Annotated in this window: 20 protein-coding genes; 14 read left to right on the forward strand and 6 right to left on the reverse strand. The window is 68.0% G+C overall.

Annotation, left to right across the window (positions count from 1 at the left end; all coding sequences use genetic code 11):
* Positions 1–59 precede the first annotated feature (59 nt).
* Positions 60–788 carry a 1-acyl-sn-glycerol-3-phosphate acyltransferase gene (locus HNP02_RS39325; RefSeq protein WP_184446115.1) on the forward strand — a complete coding sequence of 243 codons (729 nt, stop codon included), beginning with the start codon at positions 60–62 and terminating at the stop codon, positions 786–788.
* Here the strand turns inward: HNP02_RS39325 and HNP02_RS39330 are convergent.
* The gene (locus tag HNP02_RS39330; RefSeq protein WP_184446079.1) at positions 785–2107 is read right to left on the reverse strand and encodes a glycosyltransferase 87 family protein; all 1323 of its coding nucleotides are present in this window, start codon (positions 2105–2107) and stop codon (positions 785–787) included. The two genes, HNP02_RS39325 and HNP02_RS39330, sit on opposite strands and share 4 nt — an antisense overlap.
* 147 nt (positions 2108–2254) lie before the next feature.
* Here HNP02_RS39330 and HNP02_RS39335 point away from each other — a divergent pair, with 147 nt between their 5' ends.
* The 4 genes from HNP02_RS39335 to HNP02_RS39350 are packed head-to-tail and all read left to right on the forward strand — an operon-like array spanning position 2255 to position 5404.
* Positions 2255–3079 (forward strand): hypothetical protein, encoded by an 825-nt coding sequence (locus HNP02_RS39335; protein WP_184446116.1) that lies wholly within the window; start codon positions 2255–2257, stop codon positions 3077–3079.
* Between the two features lie 2 nt (positions 3080–3081).
* Positions 3082–3606, forward strand: coding sequence for a polyadenylate-specific 3'-exoribonuclease AS (locus tag HNP02_RS39340; protein ID WP_184446080.1), 525 nt, complete (start codon positions 3082–3084; stop codon positions 3604–3606).
* A gap of 52 nt (positions 3607–3658) precedes the next feature.
* Positions 3659–5056 carry a class II 3-deoxy-7-phosphoheptulonate synthase gene (locus HNP02_RS39345; protein ID WP_184446081.1) on the forward strand — a complete coding sequence of 466 codons (1398 nt, stop codon included), beginning with the start codon at positions 3659–3661 and terminating at the stop codon, positions 5054–5056.
* 3 nt (positions 5057–5059) lie between these two features.
* Positions 5060–5404, forward strand: coding sequence for a putative quinol monooxygenase (locus tag HNP02_RS39350; protein ID WP_184446082.1), 345 nt, complete (start codon positions 5060–5062; stop codon positions 5402–5404).
* Here HNP02_RS39350 and HNP02_RS39355 read toward each other — a convergent pair.
* Positions 5401–6573 carry a protein kinase gene (locus HNP02_RS39355; RefSeq protein ID WP_309241862.1) on the reverse strand — a complete coding sequence of 391 codons (1173 nt, stop codon included), beginning with the start codon at positions 6571–6573 and terminating at the stop codon, positions 5401–5403. The genes HNP02_RS39350 and HNP02_RS39355 overlap by 4 nt on opposite strands.
* A gap of 22 nt (positions 6574–6595) precedes the next feature.
* Here HNP02_RS39355 and HNP02_RS39360 point away from each other — a divergent pair, with 22 nt between their 5' ends.
* Positions 6596–7000 (forward strand): Rv2175c family DNA-binding protein, encoded by a 405-nt coding sequence (locus tag HNP02_RS39360; RefSeq protein ID WP_184446083.1) that lies wholly within the window; start codon positions 6596–6598, stop codon positions 6998–7000.
* An 11-nt stretch (positions 7001–7011) separates the two neighbouring features.
* On the opposite strand, the gene HNP02_RS39365 is transcribed toward HNP02_RS39360, so the two are convergent.
* The 4 genes from HNP02_RS39365 to HNP02_RS39380 form a co-directional block, all read right to left on the reverse strand.
* A complete protein-coding gene (locus HNP02_RS39365; RefSeq protein WP_184446084.1) occupies positions 7012–8547 on the reverse strand; it encodes an alpha-(1->6)-mannopyranosyltransferase A in 1536 nt (511 codons plus the stop codon).
* A 5-nt stretch (positions 8548–8552) separates the two neighbouring features.
* Complete coding sequence (gene idsA2, locus HNP02_RS39370; RefSeq protein WP_184446085.1) at positions 8553–9635, reverse strand: bifunctional (2E,6E)-farnesyl/geranyl diphosphate synthase; 1083 nt, start codon at positions 9633–9635, stop codon at positions 8553–8555.
* 88 nt (positions 9636–9723) lie between these two features.
* The gene (locus HNP02_RS39375) at positions 9724–10371 is read right to left on the reverse strand and encodes an LppM family (lipo)protein (RefSeq protein ID WP_184446118.1); all 648 of its coding nucleotides are present in this window, start codon (positions 10369–10371) and stop codon (positions 9724–9726) included.
* Positions 10372–10457: 86 nt separating this feature from the next.
* A complete protein-coding gene (locus HNP02_RS39380) occupies positions 10458–11039 on the reverse strand; it encodes an N-acetyltransferase (protein ID WP_184446119.1) in 582 nt (193 codons plus the stop codon).
* A gap of 226 nt (positions 11040–11265) precedes the next feature.
* Here HNP02_RS39380 and HNP02_RS39385 point away from each other — a divergent pair, with 226 nt between their 5' ends.
* From HNP02_RS39385 to mraY, 8 genes are all read left to right on the forward strand, one after another.
* Positions 11266–11670, forward strand: coding sequence for a DUF3040 domain-containing protein (locus tag HNP02_RS39385; protein WP_184446086.1), 405 nt, complete (start codon positions 11266–11268; stop codon positions 11668–11670).
* A gap of 378 nt (positions 11671–12048) precedes the next feature.
* A complete protein-coding gene (gene mraZ, locus HNP02_RS39390; protein ID WP_184446087.1) occupies positions 12049–12480 on the forward strand; it encodes a division/cell wall cluster transcriptional repressor MraZ in 432 nt (143 codons plus the stop codon).
* Complete coding sequence (rsmH, locus tag HNP02_RS39395) at positions 12455–13609, forward strand: 16S rRNA (cytosine(1402)-N(4))-methyltransferase RsmH (protein WP_184446088.1); 1155 nt, start codon at positions 12455–12457, stop codon at positions 13607–13609. The genes mraZ and rsmH overlap by 26 nt, the downstream gene beginning before the upstream one ends.
* Positions 13609–14628 (forward strand): hypothetical protein, encoded by a 1020-nt coding sequence (locus HNP02_RS39400; RefSeq protein WP_184446089.1) that lies wholly within the window; start codon positions 13609–13611, stop codon positions 14626–14628. The genes rsmH and HNP02_RS39400 overlap by 1 nt, the downstream gene beginning before the upstream one ends.
* Positions 14625–16532: a penicillin-binding protein 2 gene (locus HNP02_RS39405; RefSeq protein ID WP_184446090.1), complete on the forward strand. Its 1908-nt coding sequence runs from the start codon at positions 14625–14627 to the stop codon at positions 16530–16532. Before HNP02_RS39400 ends, HNP02_RS39405 begins: the two co-directional genes overlap by 4 nt.
* 72 nt (positions 16533–16604) lie before the next feature.
* Entirely contained in the window at positions 16605–18137 is a 1533-nt protein-coding gene (locus HNP02_RS39410) for a UDP-N-acetylmuramoyl-L-alanyl-D-glutamate--2,6-diaminopimelate ligase (RefSeq protein WP_184446091.1), read from the forward strand.
* Positions 18134–19651, forward strand: a complete 1518-nt coding sequence (murF, locus tag HNP02_RS39415; RefSeq protein WP_184446092.1) for a UDP-N-acetylmuramoyl-tripeptide--D-alanyl-D-alanine ligase — start codon at positions 18134–18136, stop codon at positions 19649–19651. Before HNP02_RS39410 ends, murF begins: the two co-directional genes overlap by 4 nt.
* A complete protein-coding gene (mraY, locus tag HNP02_RS39420; protein ID WP_184446093.1) occupies positions 19648–20727 on the forward strand; it encodes a phospho-N-acetylmuramoyl-pentapeptide-transferase in 1080 nt (359 codons plus the stop codon). The genes murF and mraY overlap by 4 nt, the downstream gene beginning before the upstream one ends.
* Positions 20728–20767: the final 40 nt, after the last annotated feature.

Here is a 20767-nt window from a genome sequence, read left to right on the forward strand (position 1 = left end):
ACGGAGCGTGGGTAAAGTTGTCGCAGGGCACCGTCCGGGCGCCCGACGCGGGAGGTTCGATGTGGTATTGGCTGTTCAAGTACATCTTCATGGGACCCCTGCTTTCGCTGTTGGGTCGCCCGAAAGTTGTAGGGCTGGAATACGTTCCGGACTCCGGTCCAGTCATCCTGGCCAGTAACCACCTCGCCGTCGCCGACAGCTTCTACCTGTGTCTGGTGGTGAGGCGGCGGATCACCTACCTTGCCAAGGCCGAGTACTTCACCGGCACCGGCATCAAGGGCTGGTTCAGCCGCTGGTTCTACACCGCAGCGGGTCAGGTGCCGATCGACCGCACCGACGCCGATTCCGCGCAGGCCGCGCTTGTCACGGCCGAGCGCGTGCTGAGCCAGGGCAAGGTGCTCGGCATGTACCCGGAGGGCACCCGCTCGCCCGACGGCCGGTTGTACAAGGGCAAGACGGGGCTGGCCCGACTCGCGCTGGAGACCGGCGTTCCGGTCATCCCCGTCGCGATGGTCGGCACCGACGTCGTCAACCCGCCCGGCACCAAGATGTGGCGGTTCGGTCGTGTCGAGGTCAGGTTGGGCAAGCCCATGGACTTCAGCCGGTTCGAGGGTCTGGCAGGCAACCGGTTCATCGAGCGTGCCGTGATCGACGAGGTCGTCTACGAGCTGATGCAGCTGTCCGGCCAGGAGTACGTCGACCTGTACGCGGCCGACGTCAAGGACAGCGAGGACGGCCCGAACGACGGCAAGCCGGCCGCCCGTTTCCCGACCACTGCGGCGGGTTAGTTCGCCGCAACGACCGGGGCTGCGTCGCGGGCAGCCCTCCTCGTCTGATGCGCAGGCCCGGTGATGGCACCGGCCACTGAACCGATCATCACGATCACGACGATCGCCCACCACAGGTAGGAATCGCCTGCCAGCTGGCGCAACAACGACGCGGACGTCTCGTGGTGCTTGGGCATCAGCGTGATCGGCGTCCAGATCAGCAATGCCATGCCCGCAGCCGTGACCGCCGCCAGCGCGATGTTGCGGTGCCGGTAGGCCACCACGGTGGTCACCAGGATCGTCGGCAGCGTCCACACCCAGTGGTGCGACCACGACACCGGCGAGACGATCAATCCGAACATGGCGACGCACACCAGGGCCAGGACGGCCGCCTCGCCGGCCCGTGCATCCGAGCCTTCGGGCCCCGTCGCCTTGAGCACCCGATTGGCCGCCCACACCACGAGCGCCAGCACCGCGAAGCTCGCGACGACCCACACCACGAACCGCGGGGTGTCGGCGAGGCCAAAGCGCGCCAGCGTGCCTGCGATGTTCTGGTTGGTGTTCAGCGTCGCGGTGCCGATCCGGTCGGTGTCGTGCACGGTCCGGGTCCAGTACTGGAAGGAGTCCTGCCACGCCAACACGCCCCCGACCAGTGTGGCCGCCACTGCGGACGCCGCCGCGACGATCAGGGCTCGGGTGTCCCTGCGCAGAAGGAAGTAGAGAAGGAAGACCGCTGGGGTGAGCTTCAGCGCGATCGCCACGCCGAGCAGCAGTCCGCGCGGCCACGGTGTCCGGCGTGGCACGCAGTCGGCGATCACCAGCGTCATCAGTACGACGTTGATCTGGCCGAAGTCGAAGTTCGCCTGGATCGGCTCCAGATAGACCACGGCAGGGGCGACGATCGCCACCGCCAGCCAGCCACGTCGCAGCCAGGCAGGCCCTTGGGCGAACGCCGCGCGTTCCAAGACCTGCAACCGGGTCAGCACGATCCAGGTCGAGACGACCAGCAGCAGCAGGGTGATCACCGTGATGGTGACGCCAGCGCCGGACAGCGACAGCCATGCGAACGGCGCGAACACGACTGCGGCCAGCGGGGGATAGGTGAACGGAAGGTCCAGACCGGCGCGGGTGTGGAACATGGTGCCGTCGCTGTAGAGCGGGGTGCCGTCGAGCCAGGCGCGCCCGCCCATCCGGTAGACATCGATGTCGATGCGGTACGGCGCGTCGAACAGCAAGCGCCAGGTCGCCCACGCCAGTGCGGCCAGCGTCAGTAGTTGGAACAGCCGCCAGCCGATGGTCGGCCAAAGATGGGCCCTGCCGGGGGCCTGGAAAATACTCATCTCGCCGGACAGCCTATCGGTGCGCCACGGCGAGTCGGACACCATCCGGTGCGTGACGCGCGCAGGTCGGCGTAAGTTTTGCCCGTGCTCGATCCGAAATTCGACCTGAGGTTCGCCTTGGCGATCCCGCCTGGCCGACTGCCGCTGATGTGGTGCCTGATCGCGTTTCTGCTGACGTTCCTGGTGACCAGGACGATCGTCCGTTACATCCGTCACAACGCCGACCGCACCACTCCGCCCAAGTGGTGGCAACCCCGCAACATCTCGGTTTCGGATGGCGCAGGCGGCATGCACATCCACCACGTGGTGGTCGGCGTGATCCTCGTGATGATCTCCGGCGTGACCATGGTGACCCTCGCGGTCGACGGGGGTGTGCCCGAATTCACCGCGGCAGCAATCTTCTTCGGGATCGGCGCGGCCCTGGTGCTTGACGAGTTCGCGTTGATCCTGCACCTTCAGGACGTCTACTGGTCCGAGGACGGCAGGACCTCGGTGGATGCCGTCTTCGCTGCGGTGGCGGTGGCCGGCCTGCTGATCATGGGACTCAATCCGCTGTCGTTCTTCGACATCGACATCTGGAGGGCCGACGACACCCTGCTGGCGCGCTCCGCCGTGGTGGGGGTCGCGGTGCTGACCCTGTTGCTCGCGGTGATCGTGCTGCTCAAGGGCAAGGTGTGGACCGGGCTCGTCGGGATGTTCATCACACCACTGCTGATCATCGGAGCCGTCCGGCTGTCGCGCCCGCACGCGCCTTGGGCGCGGTGGCGCTACGCCGACCGCCCCAGAAGGATGCACCGCGCGCTGGAACGGGAGCGACGACTGCGCCGCCCCGTCGTCCAGGCCAAGCTGTGGCTGCAGCACGTGGTCGCGGGGGAGCCGCACTTCCCCGACGACAGCGAGGTCAACGCGCAGCTGGACCGTGAGATCCACCCGGCACCCGCGCCGGTCACCGCGAGTGTGGACGCGACCTGACCATGCGCTACTTCTACGACACCGAGTTCATCGACAATGGCCGCACCATCGAGCTGATCTCGATCGGCGTGGCCGCCGAGGACGGCCGCGAGTACTACGCCATCTCAACGGAATTCGACCCGGAGCGGGCTGGCCAGTGGGTGCGCAAGCACGTGCTCCCGAAGCTGCCGTCACCGTCGTCGAAGCTGTGGCGGTCGCGCAGTCAGATTCGCGCGGACCTCGAGGACTTCTTCGGTGTCGACGGGGACGACACGATCGAGCTGTGGGCATGGGTCGCCGCTTACGACCACGTGGTGATGTGCCAGCTGTGGGGCCCGATGACCGACCTGCCGCCCGCGATCCCGCGGTTCACCAGGGAATTGCGCCAGTTCTGGGAGGAGCGGGGCTCCCCGCGGATGCCACCGCGACCGCGCGACGCGCATGACGCGCTCGTCGACGCCAAGCACAATCTGCTCCGGTTCCAGGTGATGACGGGCGGCCGCTCTGACGAAGACGGAGACGACGGGGCCTGGGCCGCACGCGCCTGAGCTGCTGGTATGGCTGGCGAAACCGGCTCTTTCGTCCAGTTACCATAGACGGGTGAACTGGACCGTCGACGTACCCATCGACCAGCTGCCGGACTTGCCGCCGCTGACCGACAGCCTGCGGACGAGGCTCGACGCCGCGCTGGCGAAGCCGGCCGCGCAGCAGCCCAACTGGCCGGCCGATCAGGCCAAGGCGATGCGGACCGTGCTGGAGAGCGTCCCGCCGGTGACCGTGCCGTCGGAGATCGAGCGGCTCAAGGGGCTGCTTGCCGACGTCGCGCGTGGTGAGGCATTCCTGCTGCAGGGCGGCGACTGCGCCGAAACCTTCGTCGACAACACCGAGCCGCACATCCGCGCCAACATTCGCACGCTGCTGCAGATGGCGGTCGTGCTGACCTACGGCGCCAGCATGCCCGTCGTCAAGGTGGCTCGCATTGCGGGGCAGTACGCCAAGCCGCGCTCGGCCGATCTCGACGCGCTCGGGCTGAAGTCCTACCGCGGCGACATGATCAACGGCTTCGCGCCGGACGCCTCGGTCCGCGATCACGACGCGTCGCGTCTGGTGCGGGCCTACGCCAACGCCAGCGCCGCGATGAACCTGGTGCGGGCGCTGACGTCGTCGGGGCTGGCGTCGCTGCATTCGGTGCACGACTGGAACCGTGAGTTCGTCAGGACTTCACCCGCGGGTGCCCGGTACGAGGCGCTGGCCGCCGAGATCGATCGTGGGCTGAAGTTCATGACGGCGTGCGGGGTCAACGACCGCAACCTGCAGACCGCCGAGATCTACGCCAGCCACGAGGCGCTGGTGCTCGACTACGAACGCGCGATGTTGCGGCTGTCCGACGAGTACCCGTCCGAGGCCCCCGAGGCGCGTCTGTACGACTTGTCCGCGCACTACGTCTGGATCGGGGACCGCACCCGCCAGCTCGACGGCGCCCACATCGCGTTCGCCGAGGTGATCGCCAACCCGATCGGCGTCAAGATCGGGCCGAACATGACGCCGGAACTGGCCGTCGAGTACGTCGAACGGCTCGATCCGCACAACCAGCCCGGTCGCCTGACGCTGGTCAGCCGGATGGGCAACGGCAAGGTGCGCGACTTGCTGCCGCCGATCATCGAGAAGGTGCAGGCCACCGGCCACCAGGTGATCTGGCAGTGCGACCCGATGCACGGCAACACCCACGAGTCGTCAACGGGCTACAAGACCCGGCATTTCGACCGGATCGTCGACGAGGTGCAGGGCTTCTTCGAGGTGCACCGCGCGCTGGGCACCCACCCCGGCGGCATCCACGTCGAGATCACCGGCGAGAACGTCACCGAGTGTCTCGGTGGGGCACAGGACATTTCGGACTCCGACCTGGCTGGCCGCTACGAGACCGCGTGCGACCCACGCCTGAACACCCAGCAGAGCCTCGAGTTGGCCTTCCTCGTCGCGGAGATGCTGCGGGACTGATCCATGAGCGAAGCGATCGTCGTCACCGCTGAGTTCCGGCTGAAGCCCGAGCGGGTGGATGAATGGCTGCGCTTGATGCTGGACACCTATGGCCCGGCCTGCGTCGAAGAGCGTGGGATGCTGCGCTTTTGGCTTCACCGCGATGACGCGGATCCCGCTCACATATTGCTCTACGAGCACTGGGCCGACCGCGCGGATTTCGAGGCGAGCATGCGGGCGGCCTGGCGCGAGCCGTACCTCCGGGACACCGAGCCACTTTGGGATCAGCGGCGGATCATGACCACGTACCGGATGATCGAGAGTCCGTGGGAGCCGCTGAACGACGACGGCCTTCCCAAGACGGTTTAGAACAACCCGTCCAGATTGCTGCCGAGCGTCCACGCGCCGACGGCGACGAGCCCGGCCAGCGTCAGGACGGCGATCACCCAGAACAGGGTCGCCCGCCTTGCGCGCTGTCTGGCCCACTCGAACTCGTCGATCTCGATGCCCGCGAACCGATCCGGATCGTGCGGCCAGTCCTCCGGTCCACGGGTGAACTCGCGGGTGTGCTGGCGTGGCGGCTGCGCGGTGGCCTCGGTGGTCCGTTCGGCGTGCACGCTGACGTGTTGAGCCGCGGCCGACGCGTGCTGGGCCGAGTTGCGCGGCGCGGGCACCCGGAAGGGCGGAAGCCCGAGCTCCTCGACGATCGTCGTGAGTTCGGCGCCCATGTCCTGCGCGTCGGCGTAGCGGTCGGCCGGGTTGCGCGCCGTCGCGCACAGCACCAGTTCGTCGAATTGCGTTGGGACGCCTGCGATCGCCGTACTCGGCGGTGGCACGTCGTTGTCCATCCGCTGGTATGCCACCGACAATGCGCTGTCGCCCTTGAACGGCGTGTCGCCGGTGAGCAGTTCGTAGGCAAGCACGCCGACGCCGTACACGTCGCTGCGCGGGCCCGCATCGCCGGTGCCCACCTGTTCGGGTGACAGGTAGGCCGCGGTGCCGAGGATGACGCTGGTCGATGTGATCTTCGCCTCGGCGACGGCGCGAACCAGACCGAAATCGGCGATCTTGACGTCGCCGTCGTCGGAGATCAGCACGTTCTCCGGCTTCACGTCACGGTGCACCAGACCCGCGCGGTGGGCCACCGCGAGCCCGCTGAGCACCGGCGCCAAGACTGCGGCGACGGCGTGCGGCGGCATCGGGCCGCGTTCGTGCAGGAGCTCGCGCAGCGTGCCGCCCTCGACGAGTTCCATGACGAGAAACGGGTGGTGAGCGTCGAAGCCCTGGTCATAGACCGATACCAGGCCGGGATCCTTCAGCCTGGCGACCGCGCGCGCCTCGCGCTGGAACCGCGTGAGGAACTGTTGGTCCTGCGCGTAGCGGGAATCCATCACCTTCAGAGCGACCGGCCGGTCGAGCCGGATGTCGAGGCCGCGGTACACGGTGGACATGCCGCCGGTCGCGATCATCGCGTCTACGCGGTAGCGGCCGTCCAGAACGGCGCCGACAAGCGGGTCCGATCGCTGGCTGGTCTCCACGCCAGCATCCTAGACTCGCACCGTGAGCACCATTCCGGCCGCCGAGGACGTTCTTGACCCCGACGAAGCCGTCTACGACCTACCCACTGTGGCGTCCCTGCTGGGCATCCCGGTCACGAAGGTGCACCAGCGCCTGCGTGAACGACACCTGATCGCTGTGCGCCGCGACGGCATCACCGTCGTGCCGAAGGCGTTCTTCGACGACGCCGGACACTTGGTCAAATCGCTGCCCGGATTGTTGGTGGTGTTGCACGACGGCGGATACAACCCGACCGAGATCGTGCGCTGGCTGTTCACCCCGGACCCGTCGTTGACGATCAGCCGCGATGGGGGCGCAGAACCGCAGCCCAACGGACGTCCCGTCGACGCGCTGTCTTCCCATCAGGCCCGCGAAGTGGTGCGCCGCGCGCAGGCTATGGGCTATTGACGGCTCGCCGTCTATGGGCTACTGAGGGCCTGTTGTTCCGCAGCAGGCTCCGGCGTTTCGGGCGCCCTGGACAGTGAGTACCAGGCCAGCCCGGCGCACGTCGTGGCCAGCAGTACGTGCAACCAGGAGTACATGCCGTGTGAGCCGTCGGGCTTGAAGATCACCATGATCCACGTGGAGAAACCGGCGATCACCGCGATGGCCGACCGACTCTGCGCCAGCGCGGAGAGCACCGCAAGCGGCCACGTGTAGTACCAGGGCAACGCCGCTGGGACGAACAGCACGACGACGAGCAACGCCAGCGCGATGCCTGCCAGCGCCTCGCGGTCGTCGTGGCGAAACCTCCACCACAGCAAGGGAAGTGAGATGGCGATGATCGCGATGCCGATGATGCGGGTGACGTCCAGAACGGCGTAGAAGTTGACAGGAAGGAGCAGCCCGCCGACGACGTTGATGAGGTTCGCGGCCGCAGTCGGCACGGTCAACCAGTTGATGATCTTCACCGAACCGGCCAGCGCGGTGAGCCAGCCGAGCCCGACGCCGGCCAGCCACGACAGCACGGCGAACACCACGACGAAGATGCCCGCCGAGCCTGCCGTCGCCGTCGCGAAGGCGGGCACCGATCCGAGACTCCTGCGCTGTCGCAACTGGCGCATCCAGACCCACACCAGGAACGGCAACGCGATTCCTGCGGTGGCCTTTACGGCGACCGCGATGGCGATCAGGCTGACGCCCCATGCCGGATGGTTGGCGAAGGTCAGCGCGATGCCCGCCATCATCAACCCGACCATCAGCATCTCGTTGTGCACGCCGCCCATCAGGTGGATGATCACCAGCGGGTTGAGCACGCAGATCCACAGCGCCGCAGCGCCGTTGGCGCCGACGTGACGGGCCACCCTTGGTGCGGCCCAGATCAGCATCACCAGGCCTGGCAGCATGCACAGCCGGAGCAGCATGGTTCCCGAGACGACGTCGTTGCCGACCACCAGGGTGACGAACTTGGCGACCAGGATGAACGCGGGACCGTACGGTGCCGTGGTCGTGGTCCAGATCGGACTCACGTTGTCCAGCAACGAGTTCGGGTTGTCTATCGGCCCGACGACATAGGGGTCGAGGCCGTCGCGAAGCAGCGCGCCCTGCGCCAGATAGGAGTAGGCGTCTCGGCTGAACACCGGCACGCTGAAAAGCAACGGCGCCAGCCAGAAACCCGTCGTCGCAACCATCGTGTACTCGGTCGAAGTGCGGTCCACCACCCGCCGTCCCAGCCACAGCCACGACACCAGCATCACCGCAACGCCGCCCCACAGAAGCACCGACGACACCACCAGACCGTGGCCGAACCGCAGCCAGGACAGGTGCAAAGACTCGAGCAGCGGGTCGTGCAGTCGGGTGCTGCCCGCGCCGAGACCGCCGAGGGTGATCAGCGAGGCACCCGCCAAGCCGAATAGGGCAGGCCGGGCCTCCTGTGACGTCGCGAAGGCTGCCAGGCGTGAAATGCCGGACGCCAACCCGGATCTCGGGGCGCGCGTCGACGTCGGGGTAGTCATGCTCCTCAGGCGGACCGGTTTGACGCCCGTCCGGCGAGTTCGGCGAGGCCTGCCTTGGCGTGCACGTCGATCGGCATGGCGGCCAGCACGTCCAGCGCGCGTCGGGTGAGCATGTCGATGTGCTCCTCCACCGCGGCAAGAGCCCCGACCGATTCGATCACCTGGCACAGCTCCTGGACCTGCGCGTCGGTCAGCACCGTGCCGACCGAGGTGCGCAACAGCTTCGCGGCCGCCGGATCGCTCTTGTCGGCGCGCTCGACGGCCTCGGCCAGCAGGACGGTCCGCTTACCCGACCGCAGGTCGTCACCGGACGGCTTGCCGGTGACCGCCGGGTCACCGAAGACTCCGAGCACGTCGTCGCGAAGCTGGAAGGCCACCCCGAGGTCGGTGCCGAGTTCGTGGAACGCCGCCTGCACGTCCGGCCGGTCGGCAGCGGCGGCCGCGCCGAGCTGCAGCGGCCGCAAGATCGTGTACGAAGCCGTCTTGTAGGTGTTGACGGTCATCGCCGACGCCACCGACTCCGCGCCGCTGGCCTCGGCGGCGATGTCGAGGTACTGACCACCGAGCACCTCGGTCCGGATGTCGGCCCAGACGCGCTGCACGCGGCGGTGCGCGTCGAGCGGCAGATCGACGGTGGCGACGATGTCGTCGGCCCACACCAGCGACAGGTCGCCGAGCAGGATGGCCGCGGAAAGGCCGAACTGGTTGGGTGACCCGTGCCAGTTGCGCTCGCGATGTCGGTCTGCGAACAGCCTGTGCACGGTGGGCAGCCCGCGTCGCGTCGCCGAGTCGTCGATGACGTCGTCGTGCACCAGTGCGCAGGCGTGCAGCAGTTCGAGCGCGGCGAACAGTCGCAGCACGTCGGGGCCTGCCGTGTCGTCGGCGGACACCGCGCGCCAGCCCCAGTACGCGAACGCGGGTCGCAGCCGTTTGCCCCCGCGCAGCACGAATTCCTCCAGCGAAGCAGTCAGCTCGGCGTAATCGGCACCGATGTATTCGGCACCGCGCCGACGCTCGCGGAGATAGTCACGCAATTGATCAGTGACGGCGCCCGCCAGTTCGACGGCTGACGGTGCCGCGGCTTCCACGCTCAGCGGGCGCCCCTTTCCTTACCCCGGGAGTGCAATCAGACTAGAGCGTGCCGAGCCGTTCGGAGCAACTCCGTGCGCAGGTGGGTCAGCGCGGCGGTTCGGACGGATCGGCCAGCACGGGGCTGCGGTCCCTACTCATCCACGCGATCCCGCCGATGATGGCCGCCACCACGAACGCCGCAAAGCCGAGCCAGAGCGCGGCGCCGGTGAACGAGCGCGCACTCGGATCGGTGAAGCGCGCCTGGGCGCTCATGGTGCTGACCACGCCGGGCCGAAGCTTCCATTCGACGACGTCCGAGGAGATCTGGTCGCCGTTGGTCGACGTCACCTCGCCTGGGAACGACACGCTCAGCGATACGTCGGCGTCCGGGTCGTTCAGCGACGTCAGGTCGGCACGGCCATCGAGGATCACCAGGTCACCGGCGCGCCGCAGGGAGATGTCGACGCCTGCCGCGTCGCGGTTCATGTTGGCCAGCTGAGGGAGTTCGGAGAAGGTGAGGTCGGAGAACACCGCCTGCGTGCCGACGAAGTCGTCGCGTTCGTAGTTCGAGACGGACACCTTCTGACTGAACGGCAGCGTGTTCAGGAGCTGAGGGCCCTTGTCGTCACCGTTGCGCGGTTTGGCTGCCGCGATGATCTGGCCGGACACCCGATCGTCGGGCGAGACCGTCAGCGATGCGCGCACCCGCACGCAGCCCACCGCCATGGGGACGATCGCCAGCAGCAGGAGCATGGCCAGCACCCGCGTGCGGTGTGGCGTGCGGCCGTGGGTTCGGCTCCGGCGGTCGGGCACCCGGTCATCGTGCCAGATACCTCGCCCTACAGCGGCAGTGACCGGCCGAGAATGGCGAACGGCCGAGGGTCGCCCGCGAAGTGGTAGCCGCGGATCACGTCGGTGAAGCCGAGCCTGCGGTACAGCCGCCATGCTCGGTTGGACTCACCGTTGATCTCCGGGGTGGATAGCAACACGTACGGCTCCCCGCGTCCGGCGAGCAGCCGTCGGGCCAGGGCTTCGCCGAGCCCGTGGCCCTGGGCGTCCGGACGAATGTGCAGCTCGGTGAGCTCGAAGTAGCTGGTCATCAGCTCAGCGATGTGCGAGTTGTCGGATCCGCCGCGCTTCAGGCCGATGATCACCTGTTGTTGCCACCACTGATCGGGTGCACCGCAGTAGCCGTAGGCGACCCCGAGCATGGGTGCGTCGGTCATGTCGGCGTCGGCGTGGGGCGCGTCGACGGCGGCGACGGCCTTCCAGCCGCGTCGGCGGGAGTGTTCCAGCCACATCGTCGCGCGTTGCTCTTCCGTACCGCGCGGGTACCGCATGGCGTCGACGTAGACGGCCAGAGCGTCGCCGAGGCGCCTGTTCATGTCGCCTTGCGACAGCTCGATGAGAAACGTCGACAACTCTTGGTGCCCCTCGCGGTCTGAGTGCGGAGTCGATGCCATTATCCGGTCACGCTCTCGTCAGTGGCATGGCGGCTCGGCACGTGTGGCCAACGTCGTACAATCGGGCATTGAACTAGGTGGTACGGCTCAGATCGACCTCGTATCATTAGTGTTAGTTGCTCGTACACCGAGCGCACACGACGGTTTTGACAATCGTGACGGACGCGGCCAAAGGGAGGCACGGATGCCACTCTCCGATCATGAGCAGCGCATGCTCGACCAGATCGAGAGCGCTCTCTATGCCGAGGACCCCAAATTCGCGTCGAGCGTGCGTGGTGGCAATCTGCGCGCCCCTTCGGCGAGGCGCCGGCTGCAGGGTGCCTCACTGTTCGTGATCGGCCTGGCCATGCTGGTGTCCGGCATCGCATTTCGGGCGACGTGGATCGGCGGCTTGCCGATTCTGTCCGTGGTGGGATTCGTGATCATGTTCGGCGGTGTCGTGTACGCGATCACCGGACCGCGGGTCGCAGGTGGCAAGGATCGTTCGGGTTCGGAACCCGGTGGGCCACGGCAGAAGAAGTCCAAGGGCTCGGGTGGTTCGTTCACCAATCGCATGGAGGACAGGTTCCGCAGGCGCTTCGACGAGTGATCGTCTCGTCGGTCAAGGGGTAGTTTCCGCACATTCGTGGGGAGCTGCCCCTTTTCTTCTTCTTGGGGTTTGCCTCCTGGCGTTTCGCCATGAGGCCCGACACGCCGGATTTGCGCCTGCGCGGCCGGTTGGCAGGTAGCTCCCCCCACTGCGCCCCACTCTCGTGATTGAGCACCTCTAGCTGCGGTTTTCCGCCTGGGTGCGACCTTTTCGGTGTCGACGCGCGCCCGAAAAGTGACAGGTCGGTGGTGGATAGGTGGGGCGTGCGCCCAAACTGTTGCCAGCATATGGAGCAAAGTGGGGGATTGTGGGGTAAAGTGGCGTGCATCGGAGCGACCGGGGCTCTGAGTTGAAGTGAGGGTGGCAGGAGGTGGCGGGATGTTTCTCGGCACCTACACGCCAAAACTCGACGACAAGGGGCGGCTCACGCTGCCCGCCAAGTTCCGCGACGCGCTGGCAGGAGGACTGATGGTCACCAAGAGCCAAGATCACAGCCTCGCCGTCTACCCGCGCGCCGAGTTCGAGGCATTGGCGGACCGGCTGACACAGGCGTCGCGGAGCAACCCGGAAGCCCGCGCCTTCCTGCGCAACCTGGCCGCAGCCACCGACGAACAACATCCCGACGCACAAGGCCGCATCACCCTGACGGCCGATCACCGCCGGTACGCAAACCTGACCAAGGAGTGCGTCGTGATCGGTTCGATTCAGTACCTGGAGATCTGGGACGCCCAGGCCTGGCAGGACTACCAGGAGACACACGAAGAGAACTTCTCCGCGGCCAGCGATGAAACTCTGCGCGACATCATTTGACCCGGCCCTCGTGCCGGACACGGCCCGTGCAACGTGGCCTCTGCCCGAACCGGCCCTGGCGTACTTCCCCAACGCCAGGTACGTAATCTCGGACAGAGACCTCGTTGCAAGGGCCACCCTTCACCACCGGTGCGAAGGTGCTGCGATGCCCCCGGATTCTCGAGATCAACAACACGGCCACGTCCCGGTCCTCATCGACCGGTGCGTCGAGCTGCTGACACCTGCACTGACCCGGCACGACGCAACCGGTGCCGGCGCCATCCTGGTGGACGCCACGCTCGGTGCAGGCGGCCATGCCGAGCGATTCCTCACCGACCTCCCAGGACTGCGGCTGGTCGGCCTCGATCGTGACCCCACCGCGCTGCGCATAGCGGGGGAGCGGTTGGCGCCGTTCGGCGACCGGGTCACGTTCGTCCGCACCCGTTACGACGGCTACTGGGCCGACCGCGACGACGAGACAGTGGACGGCGTGCTGTTCGACCTCGGCGTCTCGTCGATGCAGTTGGATCTCGCCGAGCGCGGCTTCTCCTACTCCCACGACGCGCCGCTGGACATGCGGATGGACCCCGACGCCCCGCTGACCGCCGCCGAGATCGTCAACACCTTCGACGCCAAGGAGCTGAACCGAATCCTGCGGGACTTCGGCGAGGAGCGCTTCGCCTTCAAGATCGCCCGCGAGATCGTCCGGTGGCGGGCCCGCAAGCCGTTCACCACCACGGGGGAGTTGGTGGAGCTGCTCTACGCCGCCATCCCGGCCCCGGCCCGGCGCACTGGCGGTCACCCGGCCAAGCGCACCTTCCAGGCCCTGCGGACCGCCGTCAACGCCGAACTCGACTCGCTGAGCGACGCGGTTCCCGCGGCGATGTCGGCATTGTCGTCGGGCGGACGCATCGTCGTCATGGCCTACCAGTCGCTGGAGGACAAGATCGTCAAGGGCCTGTTCGCCGCCGCGACCGCGTCGCGAACGCCGGCCGGCCTGCCGATCGAGTTACCCGGCCACGAACCGGATTTCGTGTCACTGACCCGTGGCGCCGAGAAGGCGGACGACGCCGAGATCGACCTCAATCCTCGTAGTGCATCAGTAAGGCTGCGGGCTCTGGAAAAGGTTGTCAGAAGGGAAGTTTCGTGATGGCCAAGCGACCCGAACCAATTCGCAACAGAGATGATCGCCGCCGCGGCACGCGGGAGCCGGCCAAGCGCCGCCCCAAGGATGCGCCGCCGCGCAACCGTCGCACGACGCGCGAGCAGCGCCCCACACGTGAGCAGCGCCCGCCGCGACCGGCGCCACAGACCAGCCCGATCCCGAGGATCACCGAAGGGCAAGCCAGGCCGAAGAACGCCGCCCAGGCCAAGGCGCGTGCGAAGGCGCGCAAGGCCAAGGCGCCCAAGGTCGTTCGGCTGCCACTGCGCGAGCGGCTGCTCGTCAAACTGTCGTCGATCGAGCTCGACCCGCGCCGGATCGTCACCAGGGTTCCGTTCGTCGTACTGGTGATCGGGGCACTGGGTCTCGGGCTCGCCGTCACGCTGTGGCTGTCGACCGACGCCGCCGAGCGCTCGTACCAGCTGGGCCACGTCCGGGAGACCAATCAGGCACTGCTGCAGCAGAAGGAGGCCTTGGAGCGCGGCGTGCTCGAGGCGCAGGCCGCACCGGCCCTTGCCGAGGCAGCACGCAACCTCGGCATGATCCCCTCCAGGGACACCGCCCACCTCGTGCAGGATCCGTCGGGCAACTGGATGGTGGTTGGCACTCCCAAACCGGCCCAAGGGGTTCCTCCGCCACCGCTGAATTCGCCGCTGCCCGAGGACCTTCCGGCCGCGCCGCCGCCTCCGCCCGCACCGCGCGTAGTTGATCCCCGCGAGGTGGCCGTGCACCTGCCGCCGAGGGCCGTCGCACCAGTCAATCCGGAGATACCGGTTCCTGCCGCAGCGCTTGCCGCCCCCGGTGCCCCGGTCGTCGCGCCTGCAGCCCCCGGTGTGCCGCTAGCCGCGCCTGTACCGGTGGACCCGGCGCAGGTGCCCGCTCCGGCTCCCGCCGACCTGCCCCCCGTCGTTGACACAACACACATCGCACCGCAGGGAGCTACGTTGCCAGGACCGCCACCAGGCATCGAGCTCCCCGTCGCGCCGGTCCCGGGCCCCCAGGCATGAGCCGGAGCGAACGCAAGAAGTCCGCCCCCTCGAAGCCGCGAACCGATCAGTCGCATTCCGCGCGTGCCCGTCGCACCAGGGAGGCGGCAGCCGACACCGGAACGCGCACTGCGTCATTCGCCTTCCGCCGCAGGGTGGGCAACTCGGTCATCGCGGTGCTGCTTCTGATCGCGGCCGCGCAGCTGTTCAACCTCCAGGTGCCCAAGGCCGAAGGCCTGCGCGCCGAGGCGGCCGGTCAGCTCAAGGTCACCGACGTCGAGAAGGCCGTGCGCGGCAGCATCGTCGACCGCAACGCCGACAAGCTGGCGTTCACCATCGAGGCGCGCGCGCTGACCTTCCAGCCCGTCAAGGTGCAGAAGCAGCTCGCCGAAACCAAGGCAAAGACGCCAAGCGCGCCGGACCCGGCCAAGCGGCTCGCGGAGATCGCCGCAGGCGTCTCGGGTCTGCTGAACAACAAGCCGGACACCGCGACCATATTGAAGAAGCTGAGCGGCAAGGACTCCTTCGTCTATCTGGCCCGCGCCGTCGACCCCGCGATCTCCGATGCGATCACCACGAAGTACCCGGAGGTGGGTGCCGAGCGTCAGGACATCCGCCAGTACCCGGGCGGGTCACTGGCCGCGAACATCGTCGGTGGGATCGACTGGGACGGGCACGGATTGCTCGGTCTCGAGGACTCGCTCGACGCGAAGCTCGCAGGCACCGATGGCGCGGTCACCTACGACCGCGGTTCCGACGGGGTGGTGATCCCCGGCAGCTACCGCAACCGCCACGACGCCGTCGACGGCTCGACGATCCAGTTGACCATCGACGACGACATCCAGTACTACGTCCAGCAGCAGGTGCAGCAGGCCCGCGACCTGTCGGGCGCCAAGAACGTGTCCGCCGTCGTGCTCGACGCCAAGACCGGCGAGGTGCTGGCCATGGCCAACGACAACACCTTCGACCCGAGCCAGGACATCGGCAGGCAGGACAACCGCGAACTCGGCAACCTCGCGGTGTCGTCGCCGTTCGAGCCCGGCTCGGTGAACAAGATCATCACCGCCGCCTCGGCCATCGAGTTCGGTCTGACCAACCCCGACGAGGTGTTGCAGGTACCGGGTGAGATCGACATGGGCGGCATCACCGTGCACGACGCCTGGGAACACGGCGTCGCGCCGTACACCACCACCGGAGTGTTCGGAAAGTCGTCGAACGTCGGCACGCTGATGCTGGCCCAGCGGGTCGGTCCGGAACGGTGGGCCGACATGGCCGAGAAGTTCGGCCTCGGTCAGCGCTCCGGCGTGGGCCTGCCGGGTGAGAGCTCGGGTTTGGTGCCACCCATCGACCAGTGGTCCGGCAGCTCGTTCGCCAACCTGCCCATCGGACAGGGCCTTTCGATGACTTTGCTGCAGATGACGGGGATGTACCAGGCGATCGCCAACGATGGCTTGCGGATCCCGCCGCGCATCATCAAGTCCACGATCGCGGCCGACGGCACGCGGTTCGACGAGCCCCGGCCGGACGCCGTGCGCGTGGTGTCACCGGATACGGCGAAGACCGTGCGGAACATGCTGAGGGCCGTAACCCAGCGCGATCCGGCTGGAGTCCAGCAGGGCACCGGGTCGGGGGCGGCAGTCGAGGGCTACCAGATCGCAGGCAAGACGGGGACCGCCCAGCAGATCAACCCGGGCTGCGGGTGCTACTACGACGACGTCTACTGGATCACCTTCGCCAGCATGGCGCCCGCCGATGATCCCCGCTACGTCGTCGGCGTCATGATGGACAACCCGCACCACACCGCCGATGGGTCGCCGGGAACCACGGCCGCGCCGCTGATCCACAACATCGATGCCTGGCTGCTGCAGCGGGAGAACGTGCCGCTTTCGGCCGATCCCGGCCCGCCACTGATGCTGCAAGCCTGAGCTGCGGGTCGCGTACCGACGAGCGCTTGCGCGAGGAGTATGTGTGAGTCGGGCCGGTACTGTGTCAAGGCCATGAAATTGCGTCCCAGCCGCCCCCAAGGTGTCGACCTCGCGTCACTGGCAGAACACGTGCACGCCGTCACCGCGCCTGGTTCGGACGCCTCGGAGGTCCGTGTCACCGGGGTGACGCTGCGCAGCCAGGACGCCCGCGAGGGCGACCTGTTCGCCGCACTGCCTGGCGGGTCGGCACACGGTGCCGTGTACGCCCGTGACGCCGTGGGTCGCGGTGCCGTCGCGGTGCTCACCGATCCGGCGGGCGTCGAGTTGCTGGGTAGCGACGTCGGCGTGCCCGTAGTGACCCACCCGTCGCCACGAGCGGTGCTCGGCGAGCTGGCCGCCACCGTCTACGGTCACCCGTCGCGGCAGCTGCGCGTCATCGGCGTCACCGGCACGTCGGGCAAGACCACCACCACCTACTTGGTGGAGGCCGGCCTGCGGGCGGCGGGGCGCGTGCCCGGCCTGATCGGCACCGTGGGGATTCGCATCGACGGCCGCGACGAGCCAAGCGCGTTGACCACTCCCGAGGCGCCCGATCTGCAGGCGCTGCTCGCCGTGATGGCCGAACTCGGGGTGGACACCGTGGTGATGGAGGTGTCGAGCCACGCATTGGCACAGGGCCGGGTTGACGCCCTGCACTTCTCGGTCGGCGGCTTCACGAACCTATCGCGCGACCATCTCGACTTCCATCCAACGATGGAGGACTACCTGAACGCCAAGGCACGGCTCTTCGATCCCCAGTCATCAACCCACGCAGAGGTTTCCGTGGTATGCGTCGACGACGAGGCAGGCCTGACCATCGCGGCGCTGGCAGATCGGCCGGTGACCGTCGGCGTCGATAACGTCGCGGCGGACTGGCGGGCGGAGGAGATCCACGCGATCCCCAATGGGGCCCAGCAATTCGTCGTGGTGGACCCGGCTGGCGTGCACCACGGACTCCGGATCGGACTGCCCGGCCGCTACAACGTCGCCAACGGACTGCTGGCGGTGGCGCTGCTCGACGCCGTCGGCGTGTCACCGGAGGCGGCCGCGCCCGGCCTGCGGACGGCCGCTGTGCCCGGCCGCCTGCAACCGATCGACCGTGGCCAGGGCTTCCTTGCCCTCGTCGACTACGCACACAAGCCAGGCGCGTTGCGGGCGGTGCTCGAGACGTTGCGCCAGCAGACGCCGGGCCGCGTCGTGGTGGTCTTCGGGGCGGGCGGCAACCGCGACCAGGGCAAGCGCGAGCCGATGGGCCGCGTCGCGGCCGAACTCGCCGACCTCGTCGTGATCACCGACGACAATCCGCGCGACGAGGTCCCCGCCGACATCCGCGCGACCATCGTGGCCGGTGCCGAGGCTGCGGCAGGGCCGGCGACCAGCGTCGTCGAGATCGGTGACCGGCGGGAGGCCATCGAGTACGCGGTGGCATGGGCCAATGACGGCGACGTCGTGGTCATCGCGGGCAAGGGCCACGAGGCAGGCCAGACCAGCGGGGGCACGACCCGGCCGTTCGACGACCGCGGCGAGTTGGCCCGCGCGCTCGAGGCGCTGGGGAATCACGCGTGATCGACCTGACACTCGCGCAGATCGCTGACATCGTCGGCGGCGATCTCGCCGACGTCTCGCCAAGCGACGCCGAGGCAATCCGGGTCACCGGCACCGTCGAGTTCGATTCCCGCGCCGTGGCCAAGGGCGGGCTGTTCCTGGCCCTTCCCGGCGAGCGGTCGGACGGGCACGACTTCGCCGCAGCAGCGGTGGCCGCCGGTGCGGTGGCGGTGCTCGCCGCCCGTCCCGTCGGAGTGCCAGCCGTCGTGGTGAGCCCCGCGGGCAGCGACGTCGACGCGGGCACGGGCGTCCTCGAATTCGACACCGACGGATCGGGTGCCGCGGTGCTGGCCGCGCTGGCCAAACTGGCTGCGGCGGTGGCCGCCGAACTGGTCGCAGGGGGCTTGACGATCGTCGGGGTAACCGGGTCGTCGGGTAAGACCTCCACCAAGGACCTGCTCGCCGCGGTGCTCAGCCCACTGGGTTCGGTGGTGGCACCACCGGGGTCGTTCAACAACGAGTTGGGTCACCCGTGGACCGTGCTGCGCGCCACCACCGACACCGACTACCTGATCCTGGAGATGTCGGCGCGGCACAGGGGCAACATCGCCGCGCTGGCGCGGATCGCGCCGCCGTCGATCGCCGTAGTGCTCAACGTCGGCACCGCCCATCTCGGCGAGTTCGGTTCCCGCGATGCCATCGCCGCGACGAAGGGTGAACTGCCGCAATCGGTTCCGGCGTCCGGCGTGGTGATCCTCAACGCCGACGACACCGCGGTGGCCGCGATGGCGGACCTGACGGCGGCCCGCGTGGTCCGGGTGTCGCGTTCGCCGGGCGCCGACATCTGGGCCGACGACGTCACCCTCGACGAGGTGGCCCGGCCGCGCTTCACGTTGCACGCCCCGTCCGGCGCGGTCCCCGTCGAACTCGCGGTGCACGGCGACCATCAGGTGTCCAACGCGTTGTGCGCGGCCGCGGTCGCGCTGGAATGCGGGGCCACCCTGGATCAGGTCGCCGCGGCACTCGCGGCGGCAGGGCCGGTGTCACACCGCCGGATGCAGGTGAGCACGCGAAGTGACGGAGTGACCGTGATCAACGACGCCTACAACGCCAACCCGGACTCGATGCGGGCCGGGCTCAAGGCGCTGGCCTGGATGGCTCGGGGCGATGCGGCCAATGGCGGCGACCGGCGCCGCAGCTGGGCGGTCCTCGGCGAGATGGCCGAACTCGGCGACGACGCGATATCCGAGCATGACAGCATCGGTCGACTGGCCGTGCGCTTAGATGTGTCACGACTCGTGGTCGTCGGAACCGGGAGATCACTGAACGCGATGCACCAGGGGGCGGTGATGGAGGGATCGTGGGGCAGTGAGTCCACCGTGGTCGCCGATGCCGGCGCCGCAATGGAGCTGTTGCGGGCCGAATTGCGCGAGGGGGACGTGGTGCTGGTGAAGGCATCCAAAGTGGCAGGCCTTGGCGCGTTGGCCGACGCGCTCGTCGGAGATGATGCGCTCGTCGGAGACGAAACCGCATGAGACAGATCCTCATCGCCGTCGGGATCGCTCTCGCGGTGTCGATCCTGCTGACACCCGCGCTGATCCGGCTGTTCACCCGCCAGGGGCTCGGCCACGAGATCCGCGAGGACGGGCCGCCCAGTCACCACAAGAAGCGCGGCACGCCGTCGATGGGTGGCGTCGCCATCATGGCCGGCATCTGGGCGGGCTACCTGGGCACCCACCTGGTCGGGCTGGTGATCGACGGACGCGATCCGTCCGCTTCCGGCCTGCTGGTCCTCGGGTTGGCCACCTCGCTCGGCGCCGTCGGGTTCATCGACGACATGATCAAGATCCGCCGCTCGCGCAATCTCGGCCTGAACAAGACGGCGAAGACGGTCGGCCAGCTGGTCGCTGCGGTGCTGTTCGGGGTGCTCGCCCTGCAGTTCCGGAACTCCGACGGGCTGACGCCGGGCAGCGCCGAGCTGTCCTACGTGCGCGAGATCGCCACGGTGACGTTGGCGCCATTGGTGTTCGTGGTGTTCGTCGTGATCCTCGTCAGCGCGTGGTCCAACGCGGTGAACTTCACCGACGGCCTCGACGGGCTGGCTGCCGGGGCCATGGCCATGGTCACCGCCGCCTACGTGCTGATCACGTTCTGGCAGTTCCGAAACGCCTGCGCAACCAGCCCAGGATTGGGTTGCTACAACGTACGCGACCCGCTCGACCTGGCTCTCGTCGCCGCGGCCACTGCGGGCGCCTGCATCGGATTTCTGTGGTGGAACGCGCCACCGGCCAAGATCTTCATGGGCGACACGGGGTCGTTGGCACTTGGCGGCATCATCGCGGGTCTGTCGGTGACCAGCCGCACCGAGACACTCGCTGTCGTGCTCGGAGCGCTGTTCGTCGCCGAGGTGACCTCGGTCGTCGTGCAGATCTTGGCGTTCCGCACCACTGGAAGGCGGGTGTTCCGCATGGCGCCCTTCCACCATCACTTCGAGTTGGTCGGGTGGGCAGAGACCACGGTGATCATCCGGTTCTGGCTGCTGACGGCGATTGCCTGCGGTCTCGGCGTTGCGCTGTTCTACAGCGAATGGCTGGCCACGGTAGGGGCTTAGCTGGCGCTCTTCTGCGCATTTCGCGACACGCGCCGGATGT

Origin of the sequence: Mycobacterium sp. AZCC_0083, assembly GCF_014202335.1 — a bacterium.
In the GTDB taxonomy this organism is placed as follows: domain Bacteria; phylum Actinomycetota; class Actinomycetes; order Mycobacteriales; family Mycobacteriaceae; genus Mycobacterium.